The following is a 19,399-nucleotide window of genomic DNA, read 5'->3' on the forward strand; positions in this document are numbered from 1 at the left end:
TCATATTTTTTATTGGAAAAAACGAGACATATCCCCTTGTCGAAGAGATGTTCGATGCTTGCTTCCTTGTAAAAGCTCGGCACGCAGAAGCTTGCGAAGCTCCTCGTCACTAAGGTCCTGTCTTATTTTTTCCGCTTGTTCTAAATCTTGAGTTTTAGGTAAATTCTGTTCCTTTACAGTGAAAATCTTTTTTATGCCGGCTAGATTGACTCCTTGTTCGATTAAATCTTTAATCTCAAGCAGTCGATCGATATCGTTTAAAGAAAAAACCCGACGATTTCCATCTGTTCTCATAGGAGTAATAAGTTGATGCTCTTCGTAATACCGAATTTGGCGTGCAGACAACTCAGTTAGCTGCATGACGATTCCGATGGAAAAAAGAGGCATCGAACGCCGAATGTTGTTGCCGCTCATTCTTAGCATCCTCCTTTTTTTATCTTAAAATAATCATATATCATGTTATTAAACTTGTCAATATGATGTTACATTTTATGACGTGTTTTTTTCGGAAAAATTAAATGATTTGTAACTACTCAAATATTATGACTATTGTTTTTTTTGCAGGAACCCAATTTGTTTGGATTCCCATTATGCAACATTTATAATTGAATCAGTTTTTTATCCATTAGCGCATTCACGGCAGTCAATACAGCAATTTTAACATGGGCGTAAGTCAAGCCACCCTGAACGTAGGCTACATATGGAGCCCTTGTCGGACCATCTGCCGTCAGTTCAATGCTGGCTCCCTGTATAAAAGTGCCCGCAGCCATGATTACATCGTCTTCATATCCTGGCATATAGGCCGGATATGGTGTCACATGGGAATTGATCGGTGATGCATATTGGATGGCCTGACAGAAGGCAACCATTTTATCCCGGTCATCAAATTGGACGGATTGAATCAAATCAGTGCGCTTCGCATCCCATTTAGGATAGGTATTCATACCTATTTCTTCTAAAAAGGCTGCTGTGAACATGGCTCCTTTAACAGCTTGGCCCACGACATGTGGTGCAAGGAAGAATCCTTGGTACATTTCCTGTAGACTATAAAGCGACGCACCCGCTTCCGCACCTATTCCGGGTGATGTTAATCGATAAGAGCAAGCTTCAACCAGGTCCTTTTTACCAACAATGTATCCACCTGTTTTCACTATCCCGCCACCTGGGTTTTTAATGAGTGAACCAGCCATCAAATCCGCTCCGACATGACATGGTTCTTGCGTCTCAACAAACTCTCCATAACAATTGTCCACGAACACGACGATTTCCGGGTTAATGTTTTTAACAAAGGAAATCATTTCCTTAATTTCATCAATCGTAAAGGAAGGACGTGTAGCATACCCTTTTGAACGTTGTATGCCGATCATCTTCGTATTTGGCTGAATGGCTTGTTTGACGGCTTCGAAATCAACTGATCCAGTTTCCGCTAACGGAACGGCCTTATAGCTGATTTGAAAATCGCGTAAAGATCCGATACCCGATCCCCTGATACCGACAATCTCTTCCAAAGTATCATACGGCTTTCCTGTTATGTATAACAATTCATCACCTGGGCGCAATATCCCGAACAGGGCAGTGGAGATGGCGTGTGTGCCTGAAATAATTTGCGGGCGCACCAATCCAGCTTCTGCACCAAAAACATCTGCATATATCAATTCAAGCGTATCGCGGCCCATATCATCGTATCCATACCCTGTAGTCGGGATGAAATGGGAATCACTCACTCTATGTGTTTGATAACTTTGTAATACACGAAATTGATTTTCTTCAATACGTTCGTCCACTTGCTTATGTAACGGAGAAATCATTGCTTCCACTTCCTGGGCAATGTTTTTCAACACTTCTCCATTTGTTAACTGCTGATACATCAAAATTCCCCTTTATAATGAATATTTCTCCAGCTGTCCGGTTAATGGATGATCAGCTAGACAAAAACCTTTGCATTCATATCTTTCCGATTCTTCATTAAAGGAGAGAGTGCGCAATATGGTTTCATTTTTCAGCTGTGATAATAGTTTACCCTCACTTGACGGCAGGAAAACATAATACGGGACCATTTCTTCAATCACGTACTTTTCAATTTCTTCCATGATTTGATTCAGGTCCGATTGTTCATAGGCACTGATCATTAATGAAGCACGACTGCCTGACCTTACGAAATCAGCGTGAATCCTATCTTTCTTATTATACAACGTTAGCTGTGGAATGGAAGGGACTTCTAAGTCATTTAGCAAATCATGCACCGTTTTCTGATGATTAAAGTAATCCGTGCTTGATGAATCCACCACATGGAGCAATAGATCAGCTTCTTTCACTTCTTCCAGGGTCGAGCGGAATGCGGCGATTAATGATGTCGGCAAATCTTGAATGAATCCAACCGTATCCGTCAGCAGCACGGTAAATCCGCTAGGAAGAATGGCTTTTCGCGTCATGGGATCCAGTGTAGCGAATAACTGGTTCTCTTCGAATGAATCCGCCTCCGTCAAACGGTTGAACAGCGTTGATTTACCTGCATTCGTGTATCCCACAAGGGCAATTTGAAAGGTCTTATTACGTTTCCTTCTATCACGATAGCGTTCACGATGCTTCACTATGCCGCTTAATTGTTGCTTGATTTCATCTATTTTCCCACGAATGTGGCGACGGTCGCTTTCCAGCTTCGTTTCTCCTGGTCCCCTGGTGCCGATTCCGCCTCCAAGCCTGGACATTTCCGTCCCCTGTCCGACCAAACGCGGTAATAAATATTGGAGCTGAGCAAGTTCAACCTGCAGCTTCCCTTCTCTGGAACGCGCCCGCTGAGCAAATATATCCAAAATAAGCTGTGTCCGGTCAATGATCCTTGCCTCCAATTGTTTCGAGAGGTTCCGTATCTGGCTCGGGGAAAGTTCATCATTAAAGATAAATAAATCCGGCTCAAGCTCCTCTTCCAGATTCCGAAGCTCCTCCACTTTTCCCTTTCCTATATATGTAGCCGGATCGACGCTTTCCCTTTTCTGGGTAATGGTCATTAACACCTCACCATTGGCCGTCTTCGCCAATGAAGCCAGCTCATCGAGTGAATATTCAAAACGTTCGTTAGCCTCTGTTGTTTGACATCCAATCAACACGGCCTTTTCCTTTATTGTTTGTTCCAAATCACATGCACCACCTTCTCGAAGATTTTTGTTAATCATAACAAAAAAAGTGAATATATAAAAATTTCCTGAAAACAAAGCTTTTACCCGTTTTAAAAATTCCGATAACATGCTAAAATCATATTTGGCTTTACCATCAAAATCGAAAAGACATCGAGGGACATTCATATGACATGGGAAGTATTAAGCTTCATAGGTACGATTGCATTCGCCATTAGCGGGACCATCATAGCCATGGAAGAAGAGTATGATATTTTAGGAGTATATATTTTAGGAATCATAACCGCCTTTGGCGGAGGGGCAATCCGTAATCTGCTTATAGGTGTCCCCGTTTCAGCGTTATGGGATCAAAGTTTCTATTTTGCCATCGCTTTAATATCCATCACCATCGTTTTTGTTTTTCCCACAAACCTTTCAAGGCACTGGGACAGATGGGGAAACCTCAGTGATGCCATTGGCCTTTCAGCCTTTGCCATCCAAGGTGCGATGTATGCCGTGGAACTTAATCATCCGATAAGTGCCGTCATTGTGTCTGCTGCATTAACCGGTTGCGGCGGAGGGATAATCCGTGACGTGCTTGCCGGAAGAAAGCCATTGGTCTTCAGGAAAGAAATCTACGTAGTATGGGCCATCATTGCAGGCTTGGCTTTAGGCAGTGGTGTAATATCCCAGTCTTGGCAGCTTTATTCGCTCTTTGTCGTCATTACGATATTGCGAATCCTTTCTTACACTAATAATTGGCATCTTCCTAATAAAAAATGGGTGCCGAAAACATAAATTGAAAAGCCCGCCATCTTGGTGGGCTTTTCTATGTCATTCTTTCTCATCATCCTCAAAAATCAAATCTTGGCTGGTAAGCGTCAGTAAATCTGTTTTTTCAAACGAATCCTCCAGTAAAAGCCGCATCGCCTGCGCCCTGATCGACTTTTCAAGTACATTGCGAATATAACGTCCGTTAGAAAATGAAATAGGCCCCCGGAATGATCGTAATATGATTAAATGTTCTTTTAATTTCCTTTCGGCATCCTGACTCATTAGATATTCCCTTTCCTGCAGCATCCGATCGGCTATTTCCATTAACTGATCGATCGTATAATCCGGAAAATCAACAACAAGCGGGAACCTGGAATGAAGGCCAGGGTTAAGGCTGAGGAAATAATCCATTTCCCTAGAATATCCAGCAAGGATCAATATGAATTCATGCTGACGATCCTCCATATGCTTGACAAGGGTATCTATGGCTTCTTTACCAAAATCCTTTTCGCCGCCTCTTCCCAAGGAATACGCTTCATCAATAAATAAGATCCCTCCAATGGACTTTTTTATTAAATCCCTTGTTTTTTGGGCGGTGTGACCAATGTATTCCCCGACCAAATCTGCTCTCTCCGCTTCAATTAAATGACCTTTCGATAATACATTCATTTTTTGAAACAACTTACCGATTAAACGTGCAACCGTCGTTTTCCCTGTTCCGGGATTTCCTTTAAACATCATATGCAGTGCTTGTCGGCCAGTCTTCAGCCCCTTTGCCTCACGTTGTTTATTGATGTAAATCCAGGCATATATTTCTTTAATCATCCGTTTCATTTCTTCCATTCCGACCAGCGATTTCAGTTCATCTTCAATCTCTTTCAACGCAACATGCTGCTGGGGGATTTCTTGCACCAAAATTTCTTTTATCGGCAGATCCTTTTGTAGCGCTTTTCTGTTTTCAGCATTAAACACAATATTGATTTGCCCGTTATTTTTCATACGGATCGGTTGTTCCAATGCATTCACCTCTCCATCTTGGCCCCTGACTCCACAATTTTCATTCAATTTATGATGGTAATAGGCATATGTAGCATAGCCAAAACTATCCCATCGGAGAATTTCATTATATCTTTTCGTGAATACCCAAGATTTCAGTATAATTAGCCATATTCCCTTCCAAACGGCGACTTATTCTGACAGGATTCTTTCCTTGGAGTATTTTTTACGACAAGATTCATTCCCGATCACCAATTTATATGGAAGAATGTCATTTCCTGCGGTTTCCCGGAAAATAATCCGTCCCTTAATATATATTCAAAACAGGTGCGTAAAATTATCGATTCTTTGAAAAAGAACCGATAAATGCAAGCAAAAAAAAACAGGTCGCTATAAGCGAAACCTGTTTTTCACACTCATATATATGATTATTCCTTCACTTCGTAATCAATCTGAACATTACGTTGTGGAGCAAATGTAGAGATCGCATGTTTAAAGACTAACTGCTGTTTGCCCTCCGATTCAAATAAAACGGTAAAATTATCGAACCCCTTAACTTGTCCCCTAATCTGGAACCCGTTTAATAAAAATACCGTCACATACGTACCATCTTTCCGTAATTGATTAAGAAACTGATCTTGAATATTTACTGACTGTTTCATGTATTAGTCCTCCTCTTTTCTCTCTAAATTTATGTATTCGCCTTCACTGAAAAGCTTTCCTGCTATAAATCCAGATATTTCATGTATTTTTTTTGAAAAATCCTCTAGATCGGTCATATTAAACCAAATGACATCCATTTTATTTCGAAACCAAGTTAATTGCCTTTTGGCATATCGACGGGAATTCTGCTTTAAAGTTTCAATCGCTTCATCCAGTGAAGCTCTTCCATCAAAAAAATCATAGATTTCTTTATAGCCTATAGCCTGAATTGATTGGCAATCCCTTAAACCTTTTTCATGAAATGACTCCACCTCTTGAATCAGGCCTTCTTCCACCATCCCATCAACACGTTGATCGATGCGTTTGTACAGCTTTTCTCGTTCCATTGTCAATCCAATGATGCACGTATCATATTTCAATTCTGTAGGCTGTTCATTCAGCTGCTCACTCATCGTTTTACCTGTACAATGAAAAATCTCGAGTGCCCTGATCACCCTTCTTACATTATTAGGATGAATCCGATTCGCGCTTTCTGGGTCAACCTTACGTAATTGTTCAAAAACAGGATCGATCCCTAACTCCCTTACCTGTTTTTCGAGTCCTTCCCTATAAACAGGGTCGGATGGTGCTTCTGAAAATTGATAATCATAAATGACCGATTGTATGTATAATCCTGTTCCACCGACGATAATAGGGAGTTTACCTCTACTTTGGATATCCTCGATACAAGCATTAGCACGCTCCTGGAACTCTGCCGCACTAAATGGTTCATCAGGGTCCTTGATATCAAGTAAATAATGAGGAATTCCTTCTGTTTCTTCCCTCTTGATTTTTGCAGTCCCAATATCCATCCCTTTATAAACCTGCATGGAGTCTCCGCTGATAATTTCACCATTAAATAACTTTGCCATCTCAATGCTCATCTTTGTCTTGCCAACAGCAGTCGGTCCAATGATAACGAGAAGTTTTCCTTTTTGTTGTTTCACATTCTCACTGCCTTATATGATTTTTTCCCTATCTTATCATAATCCCGATGGAAGCAGCTAAACATCTACCCATTATGTCCAATTCAGGTTCTTTTATTCACCTTTTTATCGGATTAATCGTCATCTGGAATCACTTAATTCACATTCAATACTGATCCATTAAAAAGGTTGTAATGCCTTCTTTTTTCATATAGTACAGCTTTATTGCCTTAGATTTCCAGAGTATAACATACCGAAAATACAGCTGAAGTTCCCAGCTGCATTTACGCATTTAGCAAGATATAGGACACCGGCTGAAAATATAAAATGCTGTATGGGTACCTCTTAAGTAAAAATAAACATGCGCTTTTCAATAATTACAGAATATAATCCCGAGAACGGTAAAAAAATTTGCAAAAAAAAGTATGATTCCTTCTTTTTTATGAGGAATCATACTTTATTATCAATATTGTGCTTCCCTTTTAGTCCATTCTTCCATTTACAGGTATCATCATCGTAACGGTCGTTTCTTTTTCAGTGGATTTTACATGAATTTCTCCATCATATCTGTTAACCAAGTCTTTAACGATGAACAATCCTTGCCCGCGTATTTTTCCCTTTTGTGCTTTTTTGGTAGAAAATCCGCTGGCGAATATGTTCTCCTGATCTAATTCGGAAATCATCGGTCCCGTATTAGTGACCATAAACGTATACTTCTCATCATCAGCTTTGCAGGCAATATTCATTCGGCGTTCATGCTCTGGCAATTCAATCGTTGCCTCGATAGCATTATCGATGACATTCGATAATAGTTTAATCAAGTCGATTGTTTTGACCCGATTGAAGGATTTTGGTGAAACATCAATCTCGATATCGATGTTATAATTCTGGGCCGAGAGCCTTTTCGTCTCTAACAGGACTGATAAGCCCGGATGTATCACATCCAATTTCATCGATTCAATCGAGTGCACTTCTTTTGAAAGGCCAGTTAAATAATCGAGCGCTTTTGAGTTCTCCTCTAATTTAAGCAGTCCATGTATCACCTGAATATGATTGGAAAAATCATGCCTTAATGAGCGGACTGAAGCAATGAGCGATTGAAATTCCGAATGGTACGTATCTTCCGTATCCCCGACTTCACGTGTCAGTTCTTTTTGATACCATTTTTGAAGGACAAAAAAGGTAACCAGCAACATGATAACAAATCCCCCATTATATACAAGGATGGCAATGCTGCTTTTCAATACCTTTCCGTTAATGGCATTAATATCTTCTGCGCTCACATCAATGCCCAAAAAACCAATAATGGTGCCATCTTGATTTTTCATTGGCACACCCACAGTCAAATACTCCCCATATTCGGGGTCTTCCAGAATCCCGGTAATAAAGCTTTGGCCTTCATACGCCTGTTTGACCTGCTCCGAAGGAACAGTACATACGCCACCGATAGGAAAATCGCCTTTATGATCTTTAGAAAATCCAGTAATCATGGCTTTGGATACTTTCGGGTTATCAACCATGATTGTATAAACATATAATGCTCCTATTTTTTCACGGGCATCCTCTAAGTAAGCTTTTATATCCCTATATTCCCGGCTCTTTACTTGGTTATCGAGAAATCGCTGATAGGCCTCTACATCCATTGAGTCGGCAATAGATCTAGCAGCTACCAAGTTTTGATTAGCAACGGATTTTTGCACAGAATTTTTAATGCTTAAATATGTAGAAAACATATTTAGAAGAATGAAAACAATTAATAAAAGAATACTCAAATAAAGAAATGCCCTTAACTTTTTATTTTTCATAGGATTAAACTTACCTCATCTCTAGCAGCTAAAAGTTAACGAACCTATTTTGAGTTTACTATATAAAGGGACAAAGAAATAGAGAAAAATCTAATATTCTCCATAACTGCAGGTATATAATACTATAATTTATCAAGTAATTAACAGATTACCCACTTCTTTTTTGATAGTTTCGCCACTTTTTTGATCCTGATAACTTTTTAAATTTTAATCTACATTAAATCCAATACTAAATATTTCTAATAAAACATTTTTTTACCTATATAGTTTATTATATTAATATAATTTCATATAAGAAAATGGAAAATCAAAAGTCGTCGAACTCGATATTTCCTCATGAAATAAATAATTTTACCCTTTATATGAAAATATTACAAGAATCTAGAGGTTCCATCCGTAAAATCAAACCAAAATTTACATTTTTCATATTCAGGTGCAAGAACCCTCTTTCAATAGTACATATTAACCGATTTATCATTATGGGAAACGCCAATTCAAAAGAGAAGTTTTCCTTTTAATGAAAAATGGAATCAGAGGATTATCCCCTGATTCCATTATGATAGCTTTATTTAATCGCATTGGTGACTGCCCGCTCATACATTTTTTTAGTTACTTGATAATATAGCAGTTGAAGAAGAAAATATGTAGCGATGACCATGGCCGAATAACTAAACAAATTGGAGCCCAATAAATTGCTTAATGCCACGTAGGCAACTATGGCATGCATCATCCCTATCACAAAAGGAGCGAAAAAGAGGATGCGTATTTCCGCACTTAAAATTTGCCGTATTTCTTTTTTTGTTAGACCCAATCGATGAAGGGCATGAATTTGGATCTTCTTATCTTCTAAATTCGTAAAAACCCGCAGGTACATCATGCTTCCTTGGACGATAAAGAATAATAAACTGACAAACAAACCGATAAATAAGATCAATATGCTTCCTTGTTTCATTTTATGATAAATAGGTGCTCTTGTTTGCAATTGATGGTCAGGATTGTTAGACATTTTTTCGATTTTCCCAGAGGTTTCCATCGATTCTTCCCAATCTTTCACTTCGTACCCGCGTACTCTTACCATCTCTTTTAAAGGCATATCAGCAGTTATTTCATTATACAGCTGATCATCGACCACCATCAGTGTGGTTGCTGATTTGATGGGAGCGATTATGGAATGATTGCGCTGACCCGCCATTGTAACCCGTATGATTTGTTTACCATAGTGAAGCTCCTTTTGCTCGCCATTTTGGACGAATTGATAATCCAGTCCCCCTCCAACGCTTCTTTTCCAGATAACTTTGCGGAATCTAATTTTCGCAAAGTTGCCGCTTTGTTATAATCACTTTCCGAGATTAATAATGACCTATTTTCACTGGGTTCTCCCGTTCTCATATGGGGAAGCATGTGAGTAATGGGCACACCTGTCATATTTACTTTGTAAAGGATCTTGAATCCATATATTCAAACGTCAAGCTGGGTTCTTGCTTCATCCTTACTAACTGATTAAGAAAACGGTAATGCCTTATGTAATCTATCGCTAAAAATAGTAACATCATAAACAACGCGAGAATAAATAAATAGATGATATTGGAGATCGATATCTGATTTCCCGCTTCCAAAACGGCTAATGCATAAGCAATAATAAGAAGGCTTCCCAATAGGACAGTATAAAATATAAAATAAAGACGGTCTTTAATGTAGGATTTTAGCTTCACTTTTCTTCACCTTGCGCTATTTTTAGTCGATATCCTTTTCCCCTACTGGTTGTTATGGCATGCGTGGCGCCAATATCCTCAAGTTTTCTCCTCACTCTAGTGACATTGACAGTCAATGTATTGTCATCAACAAATGAATCATCATTCCAAAGTGCTTCAAGTAAATCATCACGCGAGACTATGGTGTCATACTGTCGTAGTAAACAACTCAATAATTTCAACTCATTTTGAGTTAACGTTACCTGATTGTGTTGATATTCAATCATGCTTTTTCCGTATAAAGCGTTAATCCATCCATTTCCTTTACTTGTTGTTGGAATGAAGATATTTCAGCATATTCACCATAAACCCTGCGTAGGGCGCTCTTTATTTTCACTAGTACCACTTCCAAATGAAACGGTTTTGTTAAATAATCATCTCCCCCATATTCAATGGCCATGACTTGGTTCATTTCATCTGTCCTTGCAGAGATAAATATGATGGGAACCTTTGAAACCGTCCTTATTAGTCGGCACCAATGGAAACCATCATAATATGGCAGATTGATATCCAATAAAACCAAATCTGGCCTTATCTCCTGGAACTCCGCAAATACTTTGTCCAATTGCTTAACTTCAAAAACCTCATATCCATATCTTTTTATATAATTGACCAAGATTCCAGCTATTTTGACATCGTCTTCAATCAATAAGATTTTATACATTTTCTTCACCTCTTTAACATAACAATCCTTACTATCACTCTTGCATATCATCAATCTTGTTATTGAATTTACAATAAAAAACCTTGAATGGTCTGAGCCAATCAAGGGGATTCAAATAAAATTAGATTTCCTCCGGGATTTTCAATCCCTCAATGAAGGACTTAAAACTCTCTGCAACTTTATAAATATTTTCATCCTGGCTTGATGGATCGGAATACCACCCCTGATCCCAGAAGTAAACTCCCTTTTCCTCTTCGTTATCTATCAGCAAGATTTTACCTGCACACGTATCATTGCCTATGATAATGCAATTCTTATGTAAGTCTTCTCTGTTTTCTTCATGCCATTTCTGTAAATCCAGTTCTTTATCCTGAAGCTCTAACCCATAAAGTACATTTAAGCAAACGAGTGTGTCTAATGCATCTACATAAAACTTACTGTTTTGCACTGCAGTTGTGCCGCCATTATGGGTAAGAAGAAATTGTTTATAATCCGCAGGGATTTCAAATCCCACAAATTTCTGAAAATTATTCACTGCTTCTTGTGTCGCTTTTCCATATCCCTTAATTCTAACCATTCTACCAACTCCTATTCAGTTTATTGTCGCAAAAACAATTGATAATCTTATTCTTTAAGGCCATTTCACCTGCTTATAAAATGGGCCGGGTCCTACACAGTCAAATGGCATTGCACTCTGGTAATCTAAACTTTCCTTTTTCTTATTGAATGTCCTTAACAATAAATTATTCATTATTAGTTAGAAAATAACACTTTTTTGAATATATTAACATAATTTTACTATCCTTTTCAGTATTTTCTGATATTTTTTTTGACAATTTCGTTGCTTTTCATTAATAAAATAGCTTTTTTAAAAAAGAGTTTTTGTCGAAAAATCGATAAATCGTATAATTCGTAGATTAATTAGGAGTTTTCGATGATATATCTCCATTTTCGAAGATATATTCCCGATTTCGCAGATAAATGAAACTTAGCATTAAATATTATTCAATAAAAAAGGCGCCCAACCATCATCTTCGAGGTTGTGCGCCTTTTCCCTATCTATTTATTAATCCCATTACATCTCATACAATTTTATAGTCATCATAAGTAATTAATAACCTGCTCATAGAAACTGTCTCAGCACGAAGCTTATTCTTATCACGGCAATAAGCTATTATGGAACTATCAGGAAGTTTAGCAGTGCAATTCCATTTTCTGTATTTCTCACAATACCTGGAGGATATTTCAATAACTTCTCCACGGATCTTTAATATCCTGCGTTCTACCAAGGGCATCATCTCCAATTCGATAATATTATTTACCCTAAATCAGATAAAATATTCTTGGGTTTCATACTTGCATGGCAACTTAAAAGATTATGGACATTATAGTACAACAAACATACATGTGAAACTAAAGATGTCTATTTAGGATTGATCACGGTGTAATAGCTGCATGTAGCCGTCATTAATTACTTGGACAAGCTATAGTACAAGCCACCCCTTATAGTAAAGTGAATCACAATCGTTATCTTATATAAAAAAAGTTAAATGTCCCTAATAAACGGCGATATTTAAGGTATTAAAACCAGAATAATCTTAATATTTTTTTGGAATATTAAGATAAATCGCAAAATCCACCTACTAGCTCTTAATAATAACTATAAAATTATATTCCTATCACAAAAAATATATTTGAAATTAAGGGATTAGAGTCGTATGATTAGTAGTATCGGCGGAAAACACATAAAACAAAATAATTAAGTTTAAAAGGGGAATTAGATATGGTAGATGTAGTCTCAAAACCTGAACATGAAACATTTAATATTTCTGCAAACCAAGAACAATTGGATATCCTAGATCAGCTTTTAAAGCCTGAGGTTCAGGAATCCTTGAACACTTTAGTTGAGCAGTTACCAAAGCTGACTGAGTTAGTGAATATTTTAACAAAGTCTTATGAATTCGCTCAATCAGTAGCGACTGATGATGTTTTGAAAAATGATACGGTCAGCGCCATTTCGGAGATCGCAGGACCTGTAGTCGGTTCAGTGAAAGGGCTTGCGGCTAATGCCATCGAAGCTAAGGATCGTGCTGAAGTGAATAATGATGTGATTGGTCTTTTTGGTCTGTTAAGAATGATGAAAGATCCGCAAGCACAAAAACTTTTCCGTTTCGCCCAAGCTTTTCTTGAAGTCTCTTCAGAACGTAAAAACCAAAAATAATTTGATAAACTTTCAGTAAGAACGGGGGATTAACTATGTCAAAACAAATCGTCATCTTAGGTGCAGGTTATGCTGGATTACTATCTGCCTTATCCGTACGTGAATATTACAAGAAGGATGAAGTGCAGGTTACAGTGGTGAACCAATTTCCAACGCACCAAATCATCACCGAATTGCACCGTCTTGCAGGCGGATCCATTTCTGAACAAGCTGTTTCCATTCCTTTGGAAAAACTTTTCAAAGGAAAAGATATCGACCTTGCCATTTCCAAAGTGGAGTCTTTCTCAGTCGATAAAAAAGAAGTGAAGCTTTCCAATGGCTCCACTTTATCTTATGATGCCCTGGTTGTTGCTTTGGGAAGCCAAACAGGATTCTTCGGCATTCCGGGACTTGAGGAAAACAGCATGGTCTTGAAATCCGTAAATGATGCAAACAAGATTTACAAACATATCGAAGATCGCATCCGCGAATATGCACAAACGAATAATGAAGCCGACGCAACAATCGTAATCGGCGGCGGCGGCTTGACGGGCGTCGAGCTAATCGGTGAAATCGTGGATCATTTCCCTAAAATCGCCAAAAAGTTCGGAGTGGACTTCAAGGACTTGAAAATCAAGCTTGTGGAAGCTGGTCCAAAAATCCTTCCGGTCCTGCCTGATCACTTAATCGAACGTGCCATGACAAGCTTGGAAGCACGCGGCGTTGAATTCTTGACAGGTCTGCCTGTTACGGGTGTTAAAGGAAACCAAATCGAATTGAAAGATGGACAAACGATAACTGCCAATACGCTTGTTTGGACAGGCGGAGTCGCAGCTCTTCCTATCGTAGGCGAATCAGGCCTTGAAGTGGATCGCGGCAAAGCAACCGTTAATGAGTATTTGCAATCCAAATCCCATAATGACGTTTTCGTCGTCGGGGACAGTGCCGTTGCATTCCCTCCAGAAGGCGGCCGTCCATACGCTCCTACTGCACAAAATGCTTGGCAAATGGGTGAGCTTGTTGGATACAACCTATATGCAGCCTTTGAAGGCAAGAAACTTGAAGAATTTTCACCAGTAAACTCAGGTACACTTGCGAGCCTTGGCCGTAAGGATGCGGTGGCAACCGTTGGGGCCAATAACACTTCCCTTAAAGGTCTGCCGGCTACATTGATGAAAGAAGCAAGTAATGTTCGCTATCTATCACACATCAAAGCCCTATTCAGTTTGGCTTATTAATTTTAGATAAAGCAATCATGAATTATAAAGGACCATTCATCATTTGATGAATGGTCCTCTTTGTAATTAAAGGGCTACAATTTAAAATCAAATCTTAACTTGGTTGATGCTGAATCTAAGGAAAAATCCCTCTGGTAATTTTGCATTTGTCAAAATCCGGAGTTCTTTTATGCGTTTATCATTATAAGAGGAAACTTTCATCAATTCTTCATCCATATAAGCAGGATGAGTCATTATCTCTACGCTTTCCCCATCCATTACCCTTCCCTTCAGGTTTTGAAAGTAGTCTTCAACCACCATTTCTCCATAAAAGTCATCCAGGAACACATCTGTAACGGTTTGAACCCCAGCAAGGTGCTTTCCGGCATTACGCACTGGCAATCCGTATTTATCGGATAGCTTTTGAATAACTGGCAGAAACTCTGTTATCCCGTGTACATGATGATGGCTGTCGAAATGAGTCGGTAACAGACTGAATTCCAAGAATCTTTCGATCTGTGCTGACCACTCCCTCTCCAATTCGCTCAAGGAAATACCGGCAGGGTCACCATATACCAAACCTTGCTTCTTAAAGAAACCAGATTCGTCAACTAAGCTCGGCACGTCGCTCAACAAAGGTTTTCCCCATGTCAGCACTAAGTGTATACCTACTTTCAACGACGGTGTCTTCTTTGCGATTTCAATCGCATGCTCCGTTGCTTTCGCATTCATCATGATCGTTGCCGAATTGACAATTCCATATTTGTGGCTATCCAAAATCCCATAATTCACCGCTTTAGTTAACCCGAAATCATCTGCATTTACAAGGACCTCAATCATGATAAATTATCCTGCAACTCCTTTTTATCAAAAAACTGAGGCAGATAATCTTTATGTGCCTCAAGCATTTCGTCTAAGATAAGTTTCGCTACCCGATCACTTGGAACGAGTGGATTAATCGTCATGGCTAGCAATGCAGTATCATAGTCACCTGATACCGCAGCTTCGATGGCTACCCTTTCAAAGGATTTGATTTGCTGAATTAAACCGCGAACGGCGACTGGAAGCTCGCCTACATTGATTGGCTTGGGACCATCCTTAGTTATCACGCAACTGGTTTCAATAGCCGATCCATACGGGATGCCTTCAATCGCACCATGGTTGACGGTATTTACCGCTTGAATATCACGCTTATCCGTATGCATCGAGCAAATCAACCGTACAGCCGCATCACTGTAGTACGCACCTCCGCGCTCTTCAAGCTGCGGCGGCTTGATAGCCAGATCCTCGTCTTTGTAAAGCTCGAATAATCCTGCTTCAAGTCTTTGAACGACCTCAGCACGTGTTTCCCCTTTTTCAGCATCCTTCAATTCTTGGGCCAGTACATCACCCGTTTTATAATAGTAGTTGTGGTATGGACACGGAAACAGGTCCAACGCTCTAAGGAATTCCGGCTCCCAGCCCATTGCATGGATATTCTTCATCGTGACGGCTTTAGCTGGATCTGTAATCAGATTGATGATTTGATCTTTGACACTCTCCCCATCAACGAATACATCCAAGCCGTAAACCATATGGTTCAAACCAGCAAAGTCGATCCGGACTCTTGATGGCTCGACATCCATCAAATCCGCAACACCTCGTTCCATGCCAATCGGAACATTGCAAAGGCCGATGATCTTGGAAATATTACTGTGACGCAGAACTGCTTCCGTTACCATTCCTGCAGGGTTCGTGAAGTTAATCAGCCATGCATCCGGACATAACTCCTCCATTTCACGAGCAATATCCAGAATGACGGGAATCGTTCTAAAAGCCTTGAAAAGCCCGCCTGGTCCATTCGTCTCCTGTCCAATCACTCCGTGTTTCAATGGAATCTTTTCATCAAGAGCCCTTGCTGCGAGCTGACCAACCCGCAGTTGGGTTGTTACATAATCCGCCCCTCTAAGCGCTTTCTTTCTGTCTAGAGTGAGATGGACATCAATATTCACACCGGCCTTTTCAATCATCCTTCTTGCCAAATCCCCGACAATTTCAAGCTTTTCCTTCCCCGCTTCGATGTCCACGAGCCAAATTTCACTCACGGGAAGTTCTTCATGATATTTAATGAAACCTTCGATCAGTTCTGGCGTATAGCTCGATCCTCCGCCAATCGTGACAATCTTCAGCCCCTTGCTCATTCGGCAGTCCTCTCCTTCACAACATTTGCATGTAAGAATTCTTCGCGTAGATCGATCATTTCCATTGCAAGATCCTTTACTGTCATCGCCGTCATTAAATGATCCTGTGCATGCACTAGGATGATGGGAAGATCAAAATGGTCCCCGCCCGCCTCGGCATGGATTAATTGAGTTTGGTATTTATGGGCCTGCAGTAATTCCGTTTCGGCCTCGGCGATTTTCAAACGGGCAGAATCAAAATTCTTTTTCTTTGCTTCCTGCAACGCTTCCATTGCAAAGCTTCTCGCATTCCCACTATATAAAATCAATTGAAAGGATAGCTGGTATAATTCTTCTTTTTCCATTTTTCATCACTACTTTCTTAAACGCTTAGCGTTTCTGAATCTTTTGTAAGCTTTGTTTCATTTTTGGTGTCTATCTTCACTTGAGCATAAACGAATGGTAAATAAATAGCTGTTGAAATGACTAGATTGATAGCAGCCAAGACCGCTCCAGATACATGTCCGCCTGTGGCCAGGAATCCACCCACAATCGGTGGGGTAACCCACGGGATCTTAGCGACGATCGGGAAAACCATTCCGCTGCTTACCGCTATATAAGAGATCACCGTTGTAATTACCGGACCGAGAACAAATGGGATGAACCACATTGGATTCAGCACGATAGGCAAACCGAATAAAATAGGTTCATTAATCTGGAACACCCCTGGAGCCCCACCGAGTGCAATCATCTGTTTATAACGTTTCCGACCGGCAATGATCATTGCGATGATGAGGCCCAATGTTGCACCAGATCCGCCTAAATAAACAAATGCATCCAGGAAAGAACCTGCCAATACCCCGTATTGGTCCATGTCTTTGACACCTTGTGCATATAAATCAATATTTTTCACTCCAGAACTTTCAAAAAGCGGTGTCGTTATCCCTCCAAGGATATTTGGACCGTGCAAACCGATCATCCATAATAAATGAACAAGAAAGACTAGTAAAATAGCGAATGGCAATGAATCTACAGCACTTTGTAAGGGGGATACAATCACTTTACTAAGCCAGTCATTCAGTACCTGACCATCCGTAGCTTTACGGAATAGCAGTCCGAACACACCAGCGACAAAGATTGTTGCCATACCCGGAACTAACTTTGCAAATGAACGGGCTACCGCTGGAGGTACTCCATCAGGCAATTTAATGACTAAATATTTAACTCGGGAAAGTCTCACAAATATTTCGGTTGCTATTAAGGCTACGACTATTCCTGTAAATAGGGCCGTGGCATTAAAATAGTTCACGCTTACGAAACCCCATGCCCCTCCTGTAACATCCTTATCATCGATGGTTAAAGTGACATTTCCGATTTGAGGCAATAATAGGAAGAAACAGGCCGCGGAAACCAGCATCGCTTCAAAACCATCGTCACCGTATGACCTTGCTAGTTTATAAGAAATGCCGAATACAGCGAATACCGTCATGAATGCAAAAGTTCCAAACCAAATATCACCGCCTAGCGTATTCCATGCAGGACCGAAAATGGCCTCCATCATTCTTCCGTAAGGCTTGATGACTTGCCCAAGATTATTGAACAGGACGGCGAATGACCCGATCATTGTAATCGCTATCATTCCAATCAATGCGTCACGAATCGCGAGCAGATGCCGGTTATTTCCTAATTTTACAGCGCCGGGCATAATATACTTATCAATAAAAGTCATCATATCCTTATTCTCCTTTTATTAAAGTAGTGGCTTGTTTAAGTACTTCTTCACCATTACATAGTCCATAGAACATTGGATGGATGGTTGCGACCGGAATTCCCTTTTCTTTTCCCGCTTCCTGTAACTTGGAAAGAAGATATCGAACCTGCGGACCTAATAAAATTACATCAGCCTTATCCATTTCATTGTTCACCTCTGTAGAACCAACAGCCCATATATTGCACTCTACCCCTTGTTTTTTAGCGCTTTCCTCCATCTTGGTAACTAATAAACTAGTAGACATCCCTGCCGAACAACATAATAAGATATTCATCTAAAGTACCCCCCTTTTTAATAATTGATTATTCAGTATTTTCAAGAAAAATTAAACCGTAATTTTGTAATGAACGATGTTCCTTTGCTTTATCACTTCCCTTGAAACATTTATAATATGGGTATTATTACCTCCATACATACATTGTAGTTACAAATCAAAAAAATATCAACACAAATTTTAATTTGTTACTACAAATTTGTGATTTAAAGTTGATTATTGAACTTATCCGAGATAATCTATATGTATATATTGGAATGAGTATAGGAGGAATCATCTGTGGAAACCATGAATAAAGAAGCGGCATTGCATTCCATAGTTAAGGAATCGATCATCGATCTCATAAAAAATGGCGAATATCAAACAAATACAAAATTACCGACTGAGGCTGAGTTTTGTAAAATATACGGAGTAAGCAGGACAACAGTTCGCACGGCCTTACAGCAATTGACCGTCGAAGGCTATATCTACCGTGTTCAAGGCAAAGGGACTTTCGTTTCGGAAAATAAAGTGAAGCAATTCCTTTCAAGCACGGTTGAAAAGTTCTCTGAGCAAGTCACGATGCAAGGAAAAAATCCTTCCACAAAGGTCATTAGCTTAAAGGTGATTGAAGCAAACGCTACCCTTGCCAAGCTTTTTAAACAAAATATTGGAGACCCAGTAAACAAACTGGAACGGATACGTTACGTAAACGACATCCCCCTTCAATATGAAATTGCCTATCTCCCATGGTATAAAACTCCCGGGCTAAATATCGAAGCCTGTGAACACTCACTCTTTAAAGTACTTGAAACACAATTCAATTTAAAAGTAAAAAAAACGGTCGAACACTTGGAGTTTTCACTAGCCGACGATTCCATTTCTGACAAATTGGATGTACCCAACGGTTCACCTTGTTTTTCATTAGAAACTTACACATATGAGAATGATGGATCGGTCATTGAATTCTCTAAAACTCTCTTTAGAGGCGATCGTGCACACTTTGTCATCGAACGGAACTATTGATTAATAAATACAAGGAGTCGGATAAGGCAGCCCATTTTTTTC

19 protein-coding genes and 1 pseudogene are annotated in these 19,399 nt (G+C 39.6%); 4 read left to right on the top strand and 16 right to left on the bottom strand.

What is annotated here, in order from left to right; translation table 11 throughout:
• Positions 1-9: 9 nt before the first annotated feature.
• From QUF86_RS23545 to hflX, 3 genes are all read right to left on the bottom strand, one after another.
• Positions 10-414 carry a MerR family transcriptional regulator gene (locus QUF86_RS23545; RefSeq protein ID WP_053345434.1) on the bottom strand — a complete coding sequence of 135 codons (405 nt, stop codon included), beginning with the start codon at positions 412-414 and terminating at the stop codon, positions 10-12.
• A 185-nt stretch (positions 415-599) separates the two neighbouring features.
• On the bottom strand, positions 600-1,868 hold the full coding sequence (locus QUF86_RS23550) for a methionine gamma-lyase family protein (RefSeq protein WP_289317063.1): 1,269 nt from the start codon (positions 1,866-1,868) through the stop codon (positions 600-602).
• A 12-nt stretch (positions 1,869-1,880) separates the two neighbouring features.
• The gene (gene hflX, locus QUF86_RS23555) at positions 1,881-3,173 is read right to left on the bottom strand and encodes a GTPase HflX (protein WP_289324462.1); all 1,293 of its coding nucleotides are present in this window, start codon (positions 3,171-3,173) and stop codon (positions 1,881-1,883) included.
• A gap of 129 nt (positions 3,174-3,302) precedes the next feature.
• On the opposite strand from hflX, the gene QUF86_RS23560 reads away from it, so the two are divergent.
• Positions 3,303-3,911 carry a trimeric intracellular cation channel family protein gene (locus QUF86_RS23560; RefSeq protein ID WP_289335870.1) on the top strand — a complete coding sequence of 203 codons (609 nt, stop codon included), beginning with the start codon at positions 3,303-3,305 and terminating at the stop codon, positions 3,909-3,911.
• 36 nt (positions 3,912-3,947) lie between these two features.
• On the opposite strand, the gene spoVK is transcribed toward QUF86_RS23560, so the two are convergent.
• The 8 genes and pseudogenes from spoVK to QUF86_RS23600 form a co-directional block, all read right to left on the bottom strand.
• On the bottom strand, positions 3,948-4,904 hold the full coding sequence (gene spoVK / locus QUF86_RS23565) for a stage V sporulation protein K (RefSeq protein WP_289318428.1): 957 nt from the start codon (positions 4,902-4,904) through the stop codon (positions 3,948-3,950).
• 407 nt (positions 4,905-5,311) lie between these two features.
• Positions 5,312-5,545: an RNA chaperone Hfq gene (gene hfq, locus QUF86_RS23570; protein WP_289317066.1), complete on the bottom strand. Its 234-nt coding sequence runs from the start codon at positions 5,543-5,545 to the stop codon at positions 5,312-5,314.
• Positions 5,546-5,548: 3 nt separating this feature from the next.
• On the bottom strand, positions 5,549-6,469 hold the full coding sequence (gene miaA / locus QUF86_RS23575) for a tRNA (adenosine(37)-N6)-dimethylallyltransferase MiaA (protein ID WP_430101820.1): 921 nt from the start codon (positions 6,467-6,469) through the stop codon (positions 5,549-5,551).
• 524 nt (positions 6,470-6,993) lie between these two features.
• Complete coding sequence (locus QUF86_RS23580; protein WP_289335873.1) at positions 6,994-8,316, bottom strand: sensor histidine kinase; 1,323 nt, start codon at positions 8,314-8,316, stop codon at positions 6,994-6,996.
• Between the two features lie 565 nt (positions 8,317-8,881).
• Entirely contained in the window at positions 8,882-9,508 is a 627-nt protein-coding gene (locus tag QUF86_RS23585; protein WP_289335874.1) for a hypothetical protein, read from the bottom strand.
• Positions 9,509-9,743: 235 nt separating this feature from the next.
• Entirely contained in the window at positions 9,744-10,028 is a 285-nt protein-coding gene (locus QUF86_RS23590; RefSeq protein WP_289335875.1) for a hypothetical protein, read from the bottom strand.
• Positions 10,025-10,731 (bottom strand): annotated as a pseudogene (locus tag QUF86_RS23595) (response regulator transcription factor). Before QUF86_RS23595 ends, QUF86_RS23590 begins: the two are co-directional and overlap by 4 nt.
• A gap of 121 nt (positions 10,732-10,852) precedes the next feature.
• Entirely contained in the window at positions 10,853-11,308 is a 456-nt protein-coding gene (locus QUF86_RS23600) for an SMI1/KNR4 family protein (protein ID WP_289335876.1), read from the bottom strand.
• Positions 11,309-12,514: 1,206 nt separating this feature from the next.
• Between QUF86_RS23600 and QUF86_RS23605 the strand changes: the two genes are divergently transcribed.
• The gene (locus tag QUF86_RS23605) at positions 12,515-12,952 is read left to right on the top strand and encodes a helical membrane plugin domain-containing protein (protein ID WP_289335877.1); all 438 of its coding nucleotides are present in this window, start codon (positions 12,515-12,517) and stop codon (positions 12,950-12,952) included.
• A gap of 35 nt (positions 12,953-12,987) precedes the next feature.
• Positions 12,988-14,169, top strand: a complete 1,182-nt coding sequence (locus QUF86_RS23610; protein WP_289335878.1) for an NAD(P)/FAD-dependent oxidoreductase — start codon at positions 12,988-12,990, stop codon at positions 14,167-14,169.
• A gap of 87 nt (positions 14,170-14,256) precedes the next feature.
• Here QUF86_RS23610 and chbG read toward each other — a convergent pair whose 3' ends face one another.
• Genes chbG through QUF86_RS23635 form a run of 5 tightly spaced genes read right to left on the bottom strand, consistent with a single transcriptional unit; the run spans position 14,257 to position 18,352 of the window.
• Positions 14,257-14,988 (bottom strand): chitin disaccharide deacetylase, encoded by a 732-nt coding sequence (gene chbG, locus QUF86_RS23615; RefSeq protein WP_289335880.1) that lies wholly within the window; start codon positions 14,986-14,988, stop codon positions 14,257-14,259.
• Positions 14,985-16,328, bottom strand: coding sequence for a 6-phospho-beta-glucosidase (locus QUF86_RS23620; RefSeq protein WP_289335881.1), 1,344 nt, complete (start codon positions 16,326-16,328; stop codon positions 14,985-14,987). Before QUF86_RS23620 ends, chbG begins: the two co-directional genes overlap by 4 nt.
• Positions 16,325-16,672 (bottom strand): PTS sugar transporter subunit IIA, encoded by a 348-nt coding sequence (locus tag QUF86_RS23625; RefSeq protein WP_289317078.1) that lies wholly within the window; start codon positions 16,670-16,672, stop codon positions 16,325-16,327. Before QUF86_RS23625 ends, QUF86_RS23620 begins: the two co-directional genes overlap by 4 nt.
• Positions 16,673-16,689: 17 nt before the next feature.
• Positions 16,690-18,039, bottom strand: coding sequence for a PTS sugar transporter subunit IIC (locus QUF86_RS23630; RefSeq protein WP_289335882.1), 1,350 nt, complete (start codon positions 18,037-18,039; stop codon positions 16,690-16,692).
• A 4-nt stretch (positions 18,040-18,043) separates the two neighbouring features.
• Positions 18,044-18,352, bottom strand: coding sequence for a PTS sugar transporter subunit IIB (locus QUF86_RS23635; protein ID WP_289317080.1), 309 nt, complete (start codon positions 18,350-18,352; stop codon positions 18,044-18,046).
• A 288-nt stretch (positions 18,353-18,640) separates the two neighbouring features.
• Between QUF86_RS23635 and QUF86_RS23640 the strand changes: the two genes are divergently transcribed.
• Positions 18,641-19,357, top strand: a complete 717-nt coding sequence (locus tag QUF86_RS23640) for a GntR family transcriptional regulator (RefSeq protein ID WP_289336289.1) — start codon at positions 18,641-18,643, stop codon at positions 19,355-19,357.
• Positions 19,358-19,399 lie beyond the last annotated feature (42 nt).

This window comes from Peribacillus sp. NJ11 (assembly GCF_030348405.1).
Lineage (GTDB): Bacteria > Bacillota > Bacilli > Bacillales > DSM-1321 > Peribacillus.